Below are 15,758 nucleotides of genomic sequence, written 5' to 3'. Positions count from 1 at the left end.
ACTCGACCTGCTCGCCGGCGCCTGCCCTCAACGGAACGCCTTCCAGCGCCAGGACCGTGGTCACGGCCGGGCGTAGAAGTCCGGCTTGCCCATGATCCAGAGGCTGGCCTGTTTGACCGGCATGCCCGCGCGGGGTGCCTCGATCATCTGGTCGTCGCCGATGTAGAGGCCGACGTGGTGGATGTCGGCGGCGCGGCCGGTGTCGGTCCAGAAGACGAGGTCGCCGGGGCGGAGCTGGCGGTAGCCGATCGGGGTGCTCTGGGCGTACTGGTCGGCGGCGAAGTGGTTGAGCTGCCGGCCGCCCTCGCGCCAGGCCATCATGGTGAGCCCTGAGCAGTCGTAGCCGCCGGGGCCCTCGCCGCCCCAGATGTACGGCAGGCCGATCTTGGAGCGGGCGAAGGCGACGGCGGCGGCCGCGCCCTCCGCCGACCACGGGCGGGCGGCCGTGGTCGGCGGGCCGGCCGCCACACCCCCGGCGGCCTTCGCGGCTTCGGCCCGGGCGGCCTCGGCAGCCGCTGCCTCGGCGGCGGCCCGGGCGGCGGCCTCGGCCTCGCGGGCGGCGATCGCCTCCAGCGCCTCGCGCCGCTGCCGCTCCAGCTCGACGGTGGTGTGGCGGGCGGCGGCGAGGTCGGTGAGGAGCTGTTCGCGGCGCCGGGCGGTGGTGAGGAGCTGGTTCTGCTGGGCGGCGAGCCGTGCCTCTGCCCGCTCCCGGGCCGCGCCGACCTCCGCGGCGGCCTTCTCGGCGGCCGCGGCCGCGGCGCGCGCGGCGGCCGAGGCGCGGGTCGCGGCGGCGGCGGTGGAGGTGGCCGCGTCGAGGATCTGCCGGGTGCGGTCGCTGGCCACGCCGACCACGGCGGCCCGGTCGCCGGCCTCGCGCGGACCGCGGGCGCCGATCAGGGCGTTGATGGCGGAGAGTTCGGCGGTGGTGCCCTGACGGTACGTTTCGGCGGCCAGCGCGGCGGCGTCCTCGGCGGCCGCGGCCCGGTCGGCCTCGGCGGAGGCGGCCCGGCCGATCGCGGCGGACTCCTCGGCCCGGGCCCTGGTGAGCGCGAGCTGGGCGCCGTTGTAGGCCTCGACGGCCCGTTCGGCGACCTGGCCGGCCCGGTCGAGCTCGGCCTTGGCGGCGGTGAGCCCGGCCTCGATGGCGGTGACCGAGGCGGCCCGGCGGTCGGCCTCGGCTCGTGCGTGGTCGATGTCCTCGGCGGACGGGTAGGCCTCGTCGGCCGCCGGGGCGCCCGAGGCCTGGTCCGGGTCGACCGGGGCGGCCGCGGCGACCGGGAGCTGCCCGAGCACGGCGGTGAGGGACAACAGGAGGATCGGCAGAAGCCTGCGCGCCACGAGACATCCCTTCTCAGGGTCCCGGACGGGGCCGCCGGGTGGCCGTTCGGCAGAGCGGGCTCCCGGCAAAGCACCCCATCACATGACAAATCGTTTACGCATCGCCATGCTCTCAAGCCGGGCGGCCTTCACGTCCCAGGCCCGCACGGCCACCCGGGTGACCCGTCAGATGATCTGACTGGACATCAACTCCAGCCGGGTGCGCAGGGTATACGAACTACCGTCGGATCCGGCGGGTGTGCGGCCGCAGGTGGGGGTGGCGGCCGGGCCGCGGCTCCAGGCCGGTCGGGCGGACCGCGTAGGTGCGGTTGCGGCCGGCCCGGACGGCCCGACGGCGCTGCTGGGCGCGGCGCCAGGTGCCGGGCTCGCGCGTTCCGTCGGCGGGGGTAGCCGTGCCGGAGCCGGGCGCGGCGGCGGCCGCCGAGCGGCGGTCGGCCAGCCGGGCGGAGCGCCGGGCCAGGGCGCGGGCCGCGTGCGCGTCGAGGTGGGCGGAGGCCCGGGCGGCCATCCGTTCGGCGACCCGGTGGGCGGCGGGGTGGTTGGCCGGGACCTTGTCCGGGGCGCCGGCGATCAGGTCGAAAAGCCAGGTACGGGCAACGTCCGCACGCCGGTGCAGTCGGCGCTCGCGCCGGAGCGCACGAGCCCGGCGACGCGGGCGCGTCGCGTAGCGCCAGCGCGCCCAGGGGCTGCTGGGCCGGGCCAGCCGGATCGCGCCGATCCAGGAGATGCCGGGCACCATGATGCCGAGCAGGCCGGTCCACACCTTGCCCTTGAGCAGGGCGACGATGGAGACCAGCATGTTCACCGAGATCACCGAGACCAGCCCCCACCTGGTCTCCTGACTGGGCACCACACCGAGCGGCACGTAGCCGACCAGCAGCAGCGCGGTGAAGAGGATGCCGAAGATCACCGCGTCCACCGACTTGCGGCCCTGCTCGCCCCAGTAGACGTCGTCCAGGTGCAGGATCAGCGCGAACTCGTCCAGCACCAGACCGCAGCCGATGCCGAAGAGCAGGCCGAACACGTCGATCCAGGGGTGTCCGCCGTAGGTCGCGAACACCCCGATGCCGCCGACGAGCAGGAAGCCCAGGCCGAACACCATGTGGTGGATGTGCAGGCCGCCGGGGGTGACGTTGCCCGGCCACCAGCGCACCTGGGCCCTGATCATCCGGACGCTGAACCTGATGAAGACGAAGGAGGTGATGAACCCGACCAGCAGCAGGAACAGCGGTTGCTTGTGCGCGGCGACGATGTGCTCGCGGTAGCCGTCCAGCAGTGTGGTCATGCGTCTTACCTTCGTTCCTGGTCCTGCGTCCGGCCTGCCGCGACATGGCCCGGGGGGCCGACACCGGCGCAACGAGCGTGGCATACGGTCCGGCAGCCGCCGGTGCGGGCGGGAAGCCGCCGGTGCGGGCGGGAGGCCGCGGGTGCAGCTGGGAGGGCGCGGGTGCGCGCCGCCGGCCGCGAGTGGTGTCAGAAGCCGCGGGTGCGCTTGGCCGCCCGGCGGGGGACGGCCGGCAGCTCGGCGTCGGCCGGCAGCTTCATGAAGAGCCGGGCGATCTCGCCCCCGAGGTTCACGCCGATCGCCAGCGCCAGGGCGATCGCGGCGGCCCGGGTGATCTGCACCAGGCCGCCCGCGGAGTGGCCCTGGGCGAAGGAGAGCATGCCGAGGTAGAGCGCCGAACCGGGCATCAGCGGGCCGATCGCCGCGGTCACGTACGGCAGTGCGGAGCCGTAGCGGTAGCGGGCCATCAGCTGGCCGAAGAGGCCGACCAGGCCGGCCGCCACACCGGTGGCGACGATCGGCGAGATCCCCGCGTTGTGGACCAGCACGCCGTAGCTGGACCAGCCGATGCCGCTGTTCAGGGTGACCAGGGCGAGCAGGCGGCGGTCGGTCTGCAGCAGCATCGCGAAGGCGAGCGTCAGCACCAGCGCGGCGACCATCTGGACCGGCGGGTAGTTGACCCCGGCCAGGCCCTCGTCCGGTTTGAGCTCGGCGTCGTAGCCGACCCCGAGGTAGAGGATCAGCATCACGCCGATGACGATGCCCGCCACCAGGTAGATCACTTCGAGCAGGCGGGCGGCGGCGGTGATGTAGAAGCCGGTCAGGCCGTCCTGGACGGCGGCGACCAGGGCCCGCCCGGGCAGCAGCGCGAACAGCCCACCGGTGATCACGACGGAGCCGCGCAGGCCCCAGTCGTTGAGGGAGAGGATGATGCCCGAGGCCGCCGCGGGCATCGCGGCCAGCACGAACTGGTAGAACTCCGGCAGGCCGCGACGGGCGATCAGCGAGGCCAACCGGTCGCCGAGGACGGCCGCGATGAAGGCGCTGGCGAAGACCAGCCAGGCCTTGTCGTCGATCCGCCCGCCGACCAGGAAGGTCGCCGCGCCGGCCAGCAGCCCGGTGTTCAGCGCGAGCAGCCAGGCCGGGTACGGGTGCCGGTTGCGGCGGATCAGGGCGAGCCGGCGGTACGCGTCGTTGACGCTGACCGTCTCCGCGGTGATGTCGGCGACCAGCTCGTACACCGCGTTGAGCCGGGTGTAGTCGGAGGTGCGGCGGCGCACCACGCGGTCCGCGGTGACCGGCGGCTCGACCAGCGAGGGCTGGTGCGAGATCCCGATCAGGGTGAAGGTGACCTGCGGCTCGCAGCGGTCCAGCCGGTAGGCGTGGGCGATGCCGAGCATGGCCGCCTCGACGTCCTCGGCGGCCTCGCCGCTGGCCAGCAGCAGTTCGCCGATCCGGAGCGTCAGGTCGAGGATGCGGGGAACGTTGCGGGCGGCGGAGGGGTGCAGTTCGCGCGGGGTGCGTTCGAAGGCCGGGCGCTCGGTCATCGGGGTGCGCAGCAGCGTGCGCATCCGGTCCGGCCAGGGCGCCTCGCCGGGGGCTCCGGGCTTCAGGGCCGGGACGGCGATGCCGGTCGGCGGGGTGTAGCCGGCCGCCTGCCACTCCTCGGGGGTGAGGGTGTCCTCGGCGACCGAACGGCGACGGTAGGCCGCCGGGATCTCGTCCGCCGGCTCCTCGGCGGCCTCGTCGGCGCGCTCCGGGCTCAGCAGGCCCTTGGTCTCGGGGACGGGCGGGGCGAGCGGGATCACGGTGGCCGGCTCGGCGGCCGGGGCGGGGTGGCCGAGCAGGCCCTCGGTGGGCGGCGCGTCGGAGGGGTGGAGCGGCTGCGCGCCGGGAGCCCGACGCGCCTGCCGGGCCCCTCTGCCGCCCCTGGCCCGCTTGCCTCCGCCCGGTCGGCCCCGCTTAGGCACTTCCGCTCCTTGCCGCCCCTGATGGCGCCGGGGTCGCCGGGCCGCCGTTCGATCTCGGGTACACCTTGCCCGATCGGACTGCCGGACGCACATGTACGCCGCGGCGGGCGCCGGGTGCGGGGGGTGCCTACCCGGCGTGGTCGCCCCGACCCGGGCCGGCTGCGATCAGAGCCCGTACCGCTCGATGACCTCCTCGTGCCGGCCGGTGTCCGTGCCCGCCGCCCTGGCCAGGTCGAGCCAGGCCAGCGGGTGCGGCCAGGCGCCGGTGAGCCGGTGCAGCAGCGCGTCGGCCTCGGCGGCGTTGGCGGTGGGCGGCACCCCGACGGCGGCGTAGACGCCGGGCAGGAAGGCGTCCTCGTCGGCCGGGTCGGTGATGGTGTAGCCGTCCCCGCTGTAGGCCCAGACCGCGTAGCCGGCCTGGGCCAGCTCCTCGCGCAGCACGGCCCAGGCCTCGTCGCCGGGCCAGCCGCCGTCCATCCAGTAGGTGGTGTAGCCGGCCGGGTCGAGCAGGGTGAGCAACCCGAACACCGGGCGCCAGCGCCGCCGCTCCTCCTCCGGCGCGTCCTCGGCGGGCGGCTCCTCCAGCAGCGCCGGGGCGAAGACCACCACGTCGCCGTGGTTGAGCGTCACGTCGTCGCCGAGCACCGGCAGGATGCGGGCGGTGGCCGGGCCGGTCCGGACGGCCGGGAGGTCGGCGGTGGCGCCGTTGGTCCGGGTGGCCCGGACGGTGACCAGCTGCCACTCCTCGTCCACCGGGCCCTCGGGCTCGTCGAACTCCAGGCCGATCAGGGCGCCGGTGGAGCGGACCACCTCCCAGTCCCGGTTGGCGGTGGCGGCGGTGATCAGGTGCCAGAGGTCGGGCTCCTGGACGGTGCGGTACTGCTCCTCCTCCGGCGTGCCCTCGGCGGGCAGCGCGTGTACCAGGAGCTCCTGGTAGAACCGCTGCGCACCCGCGTGGTCGCCCAGCTCGGTGGCCGCGGCGGCGGCCATCCGGCGGGGGCTGATCCGGCCCGGGTGCTCGGCCAGGATCGCCTCGCAGTGCTCCACCACCTCCGCCCAGCGGCCCTCGGCGGCGGCCCAGCGGGCCCGGACCCAGTGGCCGTCGGCCGGTCCGGTCGCTGCCAGGCGGTCGGCGAGGCGGCGCAGGCCCTCGTCGTCCTCGGCCTCGATCAGGGCACTGGCGAGCATGCCGCTCAGTTGCTCGCTCGCCGGATCGGCGTCCAGCCGCTCCCAGAGGAGGTCGGCGGCGGCCCGGACGTGGCCGAGGCCGCCCAGCACCGCGGCCAGGTTGAGAGCAAGGCCGGTGGAGCCGTCCTGCTCGCCCCGGTACCGGTCCAGGGCGACGGAGAGCAGGTCGGCGCCGGTCTCGGGGGGGACGCCCACGGCGGCGAGGTGCGCGAGCAGCTCGCCCGGCGGGACGGGCAGTTCGGGCACCGGCAGCGCCTCGGCGGCCGCCCGCAGCGCGGCGACCTCCGCGGCCACGCCGTCCGTGCGGCGCAGCCGGGTGAGCTTGCGCTCGCCGGTGGCGGCCAGGGTGAGCGCGACCGTGCGGGCCCCGCGGGCGAGGGCGAGCCGCCCGGCGGCCAGCAGCAGGTCGACGCAGGGGCGGTGCGAACCGGTGCCGTCGAGGTAGCCGACCCAGCCGGCCACGGTGGCGCCCAGCTCGGCGTCGTTCTCCCAGGCTCCGGCCGCGACCAGCAGCTCGACGGTCTTCGTCCAGGCCGGCCGCAGGTCGGCGTGGCGCTCGGCCTCCTCCCGGCCCGGGAGCAGTGCGAGCGCCTCCTCGGTGCGGCCGAGCGAGGCGAGCGCGCGGGCCCGCGTCAGGGCGCCCCAGCGCCGGTCGCTGTCGTCGATCTCCCGGCCGCGGGCGCGCTCGGCCTGCTCGGCGGTATCGAGCAGGGTCAGCACCTCCTCGTGCCGGCCGAGCAGGTGCAGGGTGCCGGCCCGGGCGTGGTGGAAGTGGAGCGAGAGCCGCTGGCCGGCCGCCTGCATCCGGGCGGCGGCGGTGTCCAGGTGGTCGAGCGCCTCGCCGGGGCGGCCGTCGTCCTCCAGGGCGTCGGAGTACTCCCGGGAGAGGCAGTCGAAGCAGGCCCGGGACGGCTCGATCCGCTCCAGCGTCTCGCTCAGCACGGCGAGCCGCTCGGGCACGTAGCCGGGGCCGTCGACCCGGGCGTGGCAGATCGCGAAGTCCTGCACCACGCAGACCGACTGCGGGCAGCCTGCGGTCTCCTCGCGGTGGGCGAACTCCAGCAGGTCGACCGCCTCGGGCAGAACCTGCTCGCCCTGGTGGCGCTTGTTCAGCAGGTTCTGCATCCGCCAGTGCCGCAGGTAGACCTCGACCCAGGGCAGGCCGAGCGACCGGGCGGCGGCGACGGCCTCCGGGTAGACGGCGTCGAGCTGCTCGTTGCGGCCCTCGTTGGCGTGGCCGGGGAGCTCGTAGATGGCGTCGGCCAGCCGCCGGTGGCCGGCCTCGGCCAGCTGCTCGTGGGTTTCGCGCACCCAGGCCCAGATGTCGGTACTCATGCCTCTTCCGTCTCCCCCTGCGGGTCGTGCGCCGTGCTGGTGGTCAGTGTGGCCCGGACCGCTGACGGTCCGTCCGGACCGTGGGCCGGGGCCGTCGGTTCAGCCCGCATCCGTGAGCCCGCCCGGGCTGTCCGGGACGGCGGGCAGCCCGGCCGGCACGGCGGCGGTCAGCGCGGAGACCGCGGTGCCGATGCCCGCCAGGGCCGCGGTGAGGTCGCCGCCGCCCCCGCCGGCCGAGGCCGCCGCCATGATCACCTTGAGCGAGCGGAGCAGCCCGGCGGCGGTGGCGCTGCCGGTGTGCCCGTCGCGGTAGGCGGTGAGCAGGTCCTGGACGGCCGGGCTGGCCAGGTTGAGGTAGAGCCGGGCCTTGACCTCGCCGTCGGTGCGGGCGGTGAACGCCCGGGCCAGCCGCAGCGCGGCGGACGGGATCCGGGCGTCCGCCTGGTCGTCCTCGATCCGGGCCTTGAGCTCGGCCTCCCGGTCGGGGACGAGGACCAGCGGCAGCCCGGCCGGCTCGAACCGGGCCGGGACGAGCTGCTCGCCCTGGTCCGCGAGGGCTCCGGCGAGCCAGGCGGCCTCCTCGGCGGGCAGCGGGCGCTCCGGGTCGCGGAACAGCTCGCGGTTGCCGCGCTCGCTGCCCAGCTCGACGATCCGGCAGTCCCGGAGCTGGGCGTAGCGGCGCAGGAACGGCAGCACGGCGTAGCGGTCGCCGCGCGCGATCGGCACCTGCATCGCCCGGTAGAGCATCTCCTCGAAGCCGCCGTTGCTGCCGAGCGCGACGTGCACCGCGCCTCCGCCGGCCGCCCGCAGCGCGCCGGCCGTGAGGTCTCCCTGCGAGGTGGGCACCGGGACGTCGTCGGCGAGCAGGGTGAAGAGCCGGTCGTCGCAGAGCGCGGCGCCGAGGAGGTCCTGGCCGTGCCGGGCGAGGATGCGCCGCCAGACGGCGGGCCGCAGCCGGGCGGTCTCGTAGAGGCCGTCCACGACGGCGTCGGTGAGGGCCTGCTGGAGCGCGCGGTAGTGCTCGTCGCGCTGGAGGTCCTCGCGGCTGGCGGTGGGGGTGAGCCGGCTGGACTCGACCACGCCGCCGATGAACCCGGCCCAGCCGGGCAGCAGGTCGCGGGCGTCGTCGGCGAGCAGCATGCCGCGCAGGTAGACGGCGAGGTCGCGGTTGTCGCTGCTGCCGTAGGTGCCGCCGTCCTGGACCCAGAGCAGGCCGACGGCGTCGCTGCCGCCCTCGACGGGCCGGACGGGGAAGGCGGTGAGCGGCTCGAAGCGGCGGCCGAAGGCGGTGGCGAACCGCATCCGGGCGGCGTACGGGTCTGCGTCGGAGGGGTCGCGCGCAGCGCCTCGGCCGAGGCTGGTGGTGGTCGACGGGTCGGAGGACTGCCGCCAGGGCACCGGGACGGCGTTGACGGGCTGCTCGTCGTCGCCGACGTAGACCGGGATCGGCAGCAGCACGCAGTACCGGCCGAGCACCTCGCGCAGCGCGTGCTCGTCGGCGAGGTGGGCGTGTTCGGTCTTCAGCGACAGCTCGACCACGGTGCCGGCGCCGGGCCGCGCGGCGGCCGGCTCGACGCTGTACTGCTCGCCGCCGAAGCTGCGGTAGCGGTGGCCGAGCAGCGGCTCACGGTGGGAGGTGGTGGTGACGGTGACCTCGTCGGCCACCGAGAAGGCGGAGAGGAAGCCGAGGCCGAAGGCGCCGATCAGCTCCTGGTTGCCGGTCAGTTCGCGCAGCATCCGGGTGTAGCCGGTGCCGACGGTGGCGAGGTAGGCGTGGATCTCCGGCTCGGTCAGGCCGGCGCCGGTGTCCTCGATGCTGACGGTGCGCCGGTCCGCGTCGGCTCGTACCCGGATCAGCGGCCGGTGGTCGCCGTCCGGGTCCTCCAGCAGGCGCCGGGTGTGCGAGTCGTGGGCGTTCTGGACGAGCTCGCGCAGGGCGACCAGCGGGGTGGAGTAGAGATGGGTGGCGAGGACGTTCACCAGTCCGCCGAGATCGACCTCGGTCGTACGCAGATCCTCGGCGGGCACGGGGTCGGGCGGGAGACCTTCAGACATGGGTCCTCAGTGTGCCAGTGCGACTATCCGGCGACCATTTCTTTCTGACGACGGACGTCCGGTCAACCTGGTATTGACCGCCGGGGGTGGCGGACCGGCCGTCGAGTGCTCCGTTCGGGTGCATCAACCTCCCTCCACACGGGTGGATTTGGCGCTGGGAGCGTAACGCCTCGCCGTCCCACCCGGGATCCGGATATGCCGCCTTCATGACACCATCGGGCGAATTGCCACTCATTCGGTGGAGTTCGTCCACGGCGCTGGTGAATGCTGGTCGCGCGACGTCAGGCAACGGCGCTTCGGGGCGGCCACTCCGGAAGGCGCCATTTCTCGCACTCCACCCTCCAGGGAGACCAGCGTGTCCCGTATCCGCGCAGCCGCCGCCGTCACCGCCCTCGGGGCCTTCCTCCTCGTCGGCGTCGGTGCCGCCACCGCGCACGCCGACAACGGCGCCGGTGCCGACCACCACTCCAACAGCAGCGTGGTGAGCAACACCGGCTCCGACAACGTGATCGGCAACGTCCACGGCAACGTGGCCAACACCCAGCAGACGGCCACCGGCTCCGGCGCGAGCAACCAGGACAACGGCCTCGCCGTCACCGGCAACGGCGGCGACATCGGCGCCCTCCAGGGCAACGGAAACCCCGCCGCCACGGTGTACTACCCGCACGTCCTGTACTAGGACGAGCCTTCCGAGCTCGGCCGGGTGCCCGCCCCCGCGTGCGGGGGCGGGCGGTCACGTCCGGGCGGGCACCCCCAGGACGGCCCGGCCGAGGCGGCGCAGACAGGCGCCGAGGTCGGGCCGGTCGCTGTACGGACGGTTCCGCACCCCGTCGTTGACCATCGCGAACAGCGCGTGGACCCGGATCCGGGCCTCCGCCGCGTCGCACTCCGGGCGCACCCGGCAGAGCAGGCCGACCCACGTCCGCAGGAAGTCCCGCCGGAAGTCCACCGCGGCCCGCCGGTCCGGCGCGGCCAGCCGCTCGGTCTCGCACATCATCACGCCCAGGTAGTCGCTGTTGCGCCGGGCGAACCCCACGTACGCGGCCATTCCGGCCTCCAGCGCCGCCGCCGGACCGGCCTCCGCATCGATCGCGCCCGCCACCTCGTGCCAGAGCCGCTCGCGGCTGCGCACCAGCGAGGCGGCCAGCAACTGCTGCTTGCTGTCGAAGTGCCGGTACACGCTGGGTCCCGAAATGCCGACCGCGGCGCCGAGTTGGTCGGTGCTGACGTTGTCGAACCCGCGCCGGTGGAAGAGCCTGACCGCCGCCGCGAGCAACTCATCCCGGCGCGACTGCGGCCGCAACTCCGCGACGGCGAAGGGCGGTTGCACCTCCTCGACGACGCAGGGCGGCTGCGCCTCCGCGACGGCGAACGGCGGCTGCAACTCCGCGACGGCACAGGACGGTTGCCCATCGGGAGCGGCGTCCGCCAAGGACACGGCGAGCACCGCCGCCACCAGCTCGCGCAGCAGCCGTTCGGCCCGGCGCGGCTGCGGGACGGCCGACTGGTAGGAGAGGCCCGAGCAGGCCGAGAGCGCCGACCAGCAGATCAACTCGGCATCGTGCGCCAAGAGTTCGGGCCGTTCGACGCAGAGCACGCCTGCCATCAGGGCGGCGTCGGCGCGCAGCTCACGCCGGAGCGCGGCCCGCCGGGCCGCCGGCAGCAGCCGGGCGTCGCGCTGCACCAGCGTGCCGAGCGGCCGGTGCCCGACCGCGACGGCGGCCAGCGCGGCGCCGACCTCCGCCGTGGAGCCGGCCGCCCGCAGCCCGACCGCCAGCTCGTCCAGGCCCAGCCGGACGGCCCGGTCGAGCAGTTCGGGCTTGCCGCGGAAGTGCCGGTAGAGGGCGGGCGCGGTGATGCCGACCCCGGCGGCGACCTCCGTCATCGACACCTGGTGGTACCCGCTGCGGTGGAAGCGCTCGGCGGCCACGGCCAGGATCTGCGCCTGCCGGGCCGGCGCGGGCGGCCGCCTGACCACCATGCCGTCGCCCCCCTCGCACCAGCTCTCCGTCAACGCCGACCGTAGGCTAGCAAGGATTCACTTCACCGGCCTCCGAGCCCGCCGGTAGCGGCCTCTGCCCCAGCGGGGACGCCGGCACGCCGACCCTGGACAGCCGAAGCTACCCGGGATTAACTTGTGGAGCGATCACCTGGCACCACCGAAGGGAGCGCCGCCGTGCGCCGCACCGTGTTCACCGAGGACCACGAGGCCTTCCGGGAGACCATCCGGGACTTCATCGCCAACGAGGTCGTCCCCGTCTACGAGAGCTGGGAGGCCGAGGGCCACCCGCCGCGCGACTTCTACCGTCAGCTCGGCGCGCTCGGCATCTACGGCATCGAGGTACCGGAGGAGTACGGCGGCGCCGGCGAGAGCGGCTTCAAGTACCAGGCGGTCGTCGCCGAGGAGACGGCCCGCGCGGGCGTCAGCTTCGGCTCCTCGGGGGTGCACACCGGCCTGGTGCTGCCCTACCTGCTGGAGTACGCCAACGAGGAGCAGAAGCAGCGCTGGCTGCCGGGCTTCGTCTCCGGCGACATCATGACGGCCATCGCGATGACCGAGCCGGGCGCCGGCTCCGACCTCGCCGGCATCTCCACCACGGCCAGGCTCTCCGAGGACGGCACGCACTACGTGCTCAACGGCGCCAAGACCTTCATCACCGGCGGCGTGCTCGCCGATCTGGTCCTGGTGATCTGCCGGACGTCCCCGTACGACCCGGACAACCGCCGGGCCGGTCTCTCCATCCTCTGCGTGGACACCGCCTCCGACGGCTACACCGTCGGCCGCAAGCTGCAGAAGATCGGCCTGCGCACCTCGGACACGGCCGAGTTGGCGTTCAGCGACGTCAAGGTGCCGGTGGAGAACCTCCTCGGCGAGGAGGGCAGGGCCTTCTCCTACCTGACCCACAACCTGGTGCAGGAGCGGCTGGCGATCGCCGTCGGCGCGTACGCGGCCTCGGCGGCGGCGGTCCGGTTCGCCGTCCAGTACGTCAAGGACCGCAAGGTCTTCGGCAAGGCGGTGGCCGAGTTCCAGAACACCAAGTTCACGCTGGCCGACTGCGAGGCCCAGGTGGTGGCCCAGCAGTCGATGGTCGACCGCGCACTGGAGCTCTACCAGCACGGCGAGCTGACCGTCGCGGACGCGGCGGCGGCGAAGCTGTTCTGCACCGAGTCGGCGTCCGGCGTGATCGACAAGTGCCTTCAGCTGCACGGTGGCTACGGCTACATCCTGGAGTACCCGATCGCCCGCCTCTACACCGACAACCGGGTGTTCCGGATCTACGGTGGCACGAGCGAGGTCATGCGCAGCATCATCGCCAAGTCGCTCGGACTGTAGCGGTTGTCGTCCGTCGGCGGGCCGCCCCCACGGCGGCCCGCCGTCGTCCGGTCAGTTGGGTGAGCTGTGCTCGGCACGCCAGGCCTCCCAGCCCGCCGCCGACGCGACCTTGGCCTCGTGGAGCGCCCGCTGGGCCATGGCCGTCGGCGGGGTGTCCATGCTCCGCACCCAGCCGCGGCCGGCCGTGGCCAGCGCCGCACACACCATCACCGCCCCGGCTGCGCCGAGCAGCGCGCCGATGCCCGTGAGCACCGCGCCGCCGGCCAGCAGCGAGCGGTTGACCTGGAACCCGCTGAGAAAACTCTGGTTGGTAGCCATGCATCCACCATGGGTGCAGTCGGCGGACCGCGCACGCCGAAAGACTCCGGGTGCGGGAGCCGACCGCGTCCGCGACGCTGGCGGAGGGGCCACGGGGCCCCGGCAGGCCGGCCCTGGAGGACGCATGATGGTCGATCTCGAACTGCTCGCCGTGGAGCACGCGGCCAGGGCCGCCGAGAGCCCGCACGGGCGCAGCTCCCACCTCGTGCTGCACGACGGCGTCCTGCGGCAGACCGTGATCGCGCTGACCGCGGGGACCGCACTGGACGAGCACAACGCGCCGGCCGCCGCCTCCCTCCAGGTGCTGCGCGGCCGGGTCTCGCTGACCATCGCGGGCCGGCTCCAGGAGCTGTCGGCGGGCCAGCTCCACCCCGTCCCACAGGAACGGCACGGACTGCTGGCCCACGTCGACTCGGTGGTGCTGCTGACGGCGGTCACGGCGTAGACCCGCCGATCGGCCGATCAGCCCATCGGCCACGACGGCGCAGAAGCTCCGGAAGCGCCGCAGCCACGGGAGCGCCGCAGCGACGGCACCGCAGCCACGACAGCACCGCGGCTACGACACGGCCGGCCTGAGCACGGTGTCACCGACCAGCCGCAGGCCGCGCAGGAAGTCCCGCCCGGTCGGCGCCATATCGGGCGCGGCCAGCCACTGGCCCACCAGGCCGACCAGCAGCGCCTGGTAGAACATGCCGCGGGCCAGCTCCTCCTCGGTGTCCGGCACCTCTTCGAGCCCCTGGAACAGCGCCGCGAGCCCGAGCCGGCCCTCCTTCTGGGCGCTGGCGAGCGCCTCCTGCAGCTGGGGCGCCCGCTCGGTCTGCATCATCGCCTCGAACTGGGCCGTCCAGAGGCCGCGGTGCTCGGCGAACGTCTCCTTCACCCCGTCCCAGACCGCGACGAACCGCTCCTCCGGGTCGTCGGAGATCGCGTACGCCCGCTCCACCACGGCGCCCAGCGTGCCGCCCCACTCCCCCATGGCCTCGATCAGCGCCGCGTCGAGCAGCGACTCCTTGGAGCCGAAGTGGTAGCCGATGGCGGCCAGGCTGACGCCGGAGGCATTGGCGATGTCGCGGGCGGTGGTGCGCCCGTAGCCCTTGTCGAGCAGGCAGCGCTTGGCACCGGCGAGCAGGTCTTCACGATTTCCCATGGTCCCAATGGTACGGTCAATCCAGACACGTGTCTTGCACGCATGTCTTGCACACCTATTGAACAGATGAATAAGACACATGAGTTAGACGAGTGATTTAGACGCTCGTGCTAGACAAGCGTGCAAGACGGCTCTACTGTCGTCCCCATGACCGCAACCACCGGCCGCGCAGGCCGTCGCGCATGGATCGGCCTAGCCGTCCTCCTGCTCCCGACCCTCGTCCTCACCATGGACATGGGCGTGCTCTTCTTCGCCGTCCCGTACATCTCCACCACGCTGGCGCCGAGCGGCACCGAGCAGCTGTGGATCATGGACATGTACTCGTTCCTGCTGGCCGGACTGCTGATCACGATGGGCTCGCTGGGCGACCGGATCGGCCGCCGCCGACTGCTGATGACCGGCGCCGCCGGCTTCATCGGCGCCTCCCTGCTGGCCGCCTACGCGGACGGCGCCGGCCAGCTGATAGCCGCCCGCGCCGTGCTGGGCGCCGCCGGGGCGACCGTGATGCCCTCGACGCTCGCGCTGATCCGCAACATGTTCCACGACCCCAAGCAGCGGCAGGTCGCCCTCGGCGCGTGGGGCGCCGTCCTCACCACCGGCGCCACCCTCGGGCCCGTCGTCGGCGGCCTCCTGCTCGACCACTTCTGGTGGGGCTCGGCCTTCCTGATCGCCATCCCGGTGATGGCCCTGCTCCTGGTCACCGCCCCGGTGCTGCTGCCCGAGTACCGCACCCCGCAGCGCGGCCGCTTCGACCTGCTCGGTGCCGGCCTCTCGCTGGCCGCGATCCTGCCGCTGGTCTACGGCGTCAAGACCCTCGCCGTCGACGGCTGGAGCCCGCTGGCCGCCCTGGCCCTCCCGGTCGGTCTGCTGTTCGTCGCGGCCTTCGTCCACCACCAGCGCACCGCCGCCGACCCGCTGCTCGACCTGAGCCTCTTCCGGATCCGCGCCTTCACCGGGGCGATCAGCGTCAACTCCATCGCGATGTTCGCGATGATGGGCTTCACCCTCTTCACCTCGCAGTACCTCCAGCTGGTCAAGGGCATGAGCCCGCTGACCGCCTCGCTCTGGTCGCTCGTCCCCAGCGTGGGCGTCGGCGCCGCGGTCGGCCTCGGCTCGGCGCTCGCCGGGAAGGTCCGGCCCGCGGTCATGATGGCCGGAGGCTTCCTGACCGGCGCGGCCGGCTTCGCGATGATGACCCAGGTCGGCACGGACTCCCCGCTCGCCCTCATCCTCACCGCGGCGGGCATCCTGGCCGCCGGCACCGTCGGCACCATGACCCTCACCGCCGAGATGGTGGTCTCCGCCGCCCCGGCCGAGCGGGCCGGCGCCGCCTCCGCCACCTCCGAGACGGCCGTCGAGCTCGGCAGCTCCCTCGGCATCGCCCTGCTCGGCGCGGCCGGCGCCGCCGTCTACCGCTTCCGGCTCGACGGCTCCCTGCCGGCCGGCCTCGACGGCGAGGCCCTCCACACCGCCCAGGACACCCTCGGCGGCGCGGTCACCGTCGCCGCGGGCCTGCCCGGCCGGCTCGGCGCCGAGCTGCTCGACACCGCCCGCGCCGCCTTCACCGAAGGCCTGCACGTCGCCGCCGTGGTCGGCCTGGTCTTCGCGCTCGGCGCCGCCCTCCTCGCCTACCGCCTGATGTCCCACCTCCCCGCCCGCCCGGCCGAGCCCGCCGCCTGACCCCACCCCCCTTGCGCGTCATCAGGAGCCCCCACCCCGCCCCCCGCGGGGACGGGGGCTCTCGCACACCCGCCGTGGCTTCGGCCCGCGGCATTCTGCCGGACTGGC

Annotated in this window: 12 protein-coding genes; 4 read left to right on the top strand and 8 right to left on the bottom strand. The window is 74.3% G+C overall.

Annotation, left to right across the window (positions count from 1 at the left end):
• Window positions 1-60: 60 nt before the first annotated feature.
• The 5 genes from OG286_RS22295 to OG286_RS22275 form a co-directional block, all read right to left on the bottom strand.
• Window positions 61-1,338, bottom strand: a complete 1,278-nt coding sequence (locus OG286_RS22295) for a C40 family peptidase (protein ID WP_396321967.1) — start codon at window positions 1,336-1,338, stop codon at window positions 61-63.
• A 217-nt stretch (window positions 1,339-1,555) separates the two neighbouring features.
• On the bottom strand, window positions 1,556-2,623 hold the full coding sequence (locus OG286_RS22290) for a hypothetical protein (protein ID WP_396321968.1): 1,068 nt from the start codon (window positions 2,621-2,623) through the stop codon (window positions 1,556-1,558).
• A 188-nt stretch (window positions 2,624-2,811) separates the two neighbouring features.
• Window positions 2,812-4,593 (bottom strand): threonine/serine exporter family protein, encoded by a 1,782-nt coding sequence (locus tag OG286_RS22285; RefSeq protein WP_396321969.1) that lies wholly within the window; start codon window positions 4,591-4,593, stop codon window positions 2,812-2,814.
• 165 nt (window positions 4,594-4,758) lie between these two features.
• Window positions 4,759-7,116 carry a hypothetical protein gene (locus OG286_RS22280; protein WP_396321970.1) on the bottom strand — a complete coding sequence of 786 codons (2,358 nt, stop codon included), beginning with the start codon at window positions 7,114-7,116 and terminating at the stop codon, window positions 4,759-4,761.
• 99 nt (window positions 7,117-7,215) lie between these two features.
• On the bottom strand, window positions 7,216-9,171 hold the full coding sequence (locus tag OG286_RS22275) for an ATP-binding protein (protein ID WP_396321971.1): 1,956 nt from the start codon (window positions 9,169-9,171) through the stop codon (window positions 7,216-7,218).
• A gap of 355 nt (window positions 9,172-9,526) precedes the next feature.
• Between OG286_RS22275 and OG286_RS22270 the strand changes: the two genes are divergently transcribed.
• Window positions 9,527-9,850 carry a hypothetical protein gene (locus OG286_RS22270; protein ID WP_396321972.1) on the top strand — a complete coding sequence of 108 codons (324 nt, stop codon included), beginning with the start codon at window positions 9,527-9,529 and terminating at the stop codon, window positions 9,848-9,850.
• Between the two features lie 54 nt (window positions 9,851-9,904).
• Here OG286_RS22270 and OG286_RS22265 read toward each other — a convergent pair whose 3' ends face one another.
• Window positions 9,905-11,152 carry a TetR/AcrR family transcriptional regulator gene (locus OG286_RS22265; RefSeq protein WP_396321973.1) on the bottom strand — a complete coding sequence of 416 codons (1,248 nt, stop codon included), beginning with the start codon at window positions 11,150-11,152 and terminating at the stop codon, window positions 9,905-9,907.
• A 195-nt stretch (window positions 11,153-11,347) separates the two neighbouring features.
• On the opposite strand from OG286_RS22265, the gene OG286_RS22260 reads away from it, so the two are divergent.
• Entirely contained in the window at window positions 11,348-12,505 is a 1,158-nt protein-coding gene (locus OG286_RS22260; RefSeq protein ID WP_396321974.1) for an acyl-CoA dehydrogenase family protein, read from the top strand.
• 51 nt (window positions 12,506-12,556) lie between these two features.
• Here the strand turns inward: OG286_RS22260 and OG286_RS22255 are convergent, their stop codons facing one another.
• Window positions 12,557-12,823 (bottom strand): hypothetical protein, encoded by a 267-nt coding sequence (locus OG286_RS22255; RefSeq protein WP_396321975.1) that lies wholly within the window; start codon window positions 12,821-12,823, stop codon window positions 12,557-12,559.
• 127 nt (window positions 12,824-12,950) lie between these two features.
• Between OG286_RS22255 and OG286_RS22250 the strand changes: the two genes are divergently transcribed.
• Window positions 12,951-13,268 carry a cupin gene (locus OG286_RS22250; RefSeq protein WP_396322074.1) on the top strand — a complete coding sequence of 106 codons (318 nt, stop codon included), beginning with the start codon at window positions 12,951-12,953 and terminating at the stop codon, window positions 13,266-13,268.
• Window positions 13,269-13,379: 111 nt separating this feature from the next.
• Here the strand turns inward: OG286_RS22250 and OG286_RS22245 are convergent, their stop codons facing one another.
• Window positions 13,380-13,970, bottom strand: coding sequence for a TetR/AcrR family transcriptional regulator (locus OG286_RS22245; protein WP_396321976.1), 591 nt, complete (start codon window positions 13,968-13,970; stop codon window positions 13,380-13,382).
• A 147-nt stretch (window positions 13,971-14,117) separates the two neighbouring features.
• On the opposite strand from OG286_RS22245, the gene OG286_RS22240 reads away from it, so the two are divergent.
• Complete coding sequence (locus OG286_RS22240; RefSeq protein WP_405365733.1) at window positions 14,118-15,650, top strand: MFS transporter; 1,533 nt, start codon at window positions 14,118-14,120, stop codon at window positions 15,648-15,650.
• The last annotated feature ends 108 nt before the right edge of the window (window positions 15,651-15,758 follow it).

Source organism: Kitasatospora sp. NBC_00039 (assembly GCF_045160625.1).
GTDB lineage: Bacteria > Actinomycetota > Actinomycetes > Streptomycetales > Streptomycetaceae > Kitasatospora.
This window is presented reverse-complemented; position numbering and strand designations above follow the sequence as displayed.

Bases quoted from the DNA above. Each gene is read 5' to 3' on its own strand.
- OG286_RS22265 (WP_396321973.1), bottom strand. From the start codon at position 11,152: ATGGTGGTCAGGCGGCCGCCCGCGCCGGCCCGGCAGGCGCAGATCCTG.
- OG286_RS22275 (WP_396321971.1), bottom strand. From the start codon at position 9,171: ATGTCTGAAGGTCTCCCGCCCGACCCCGTGCCCGCCGAGGATCTGCGT.
- OG286_RS22255 (WP_396321975.1), bottom strand. From the start codon at position 12,823: ATGGCTACCAACCAGAGTTTTCTCAGCGGGTTCCAGGTCAACCGCTCG.
- OG286_RS22245 (WP_396321976.1), bottom strand. From the start codon at position 13,970: ATGGGAAATCGTGAAGACCTGCTCGCCGGTGCCAAGCGCTGCCTGCTC.
- OG286_RS22280 (WP_396321970.1), bottom strand. From the start codon at position 7,116: ATGAGTACCGACATCTGGGCCTGGGTGCGCGAAACCCACGAGCAGCTG.
- OG286_RS22290 (WP_396321968.1), bottom strand. From the start codon at position 2,623: ATGACCACACTGCTGGACGGCTACCGCGAGCACATCGTCGCCGCGCAC.
- OG286_RS22240 (WP_405365733.1), top strand. From the start codon at position 14,118: ATGACCGCAACCACCGGCCGCGCAGGCCGTCGCGCATGGATCGGCCTA.
- OG286_RS22250 (WP_396322074.1), top strand. From the start codon at position 12,951: ATGGTCGATCTCGAACTGCTCGCCGTGGAGCACGCGGCCAGGGCCGCC.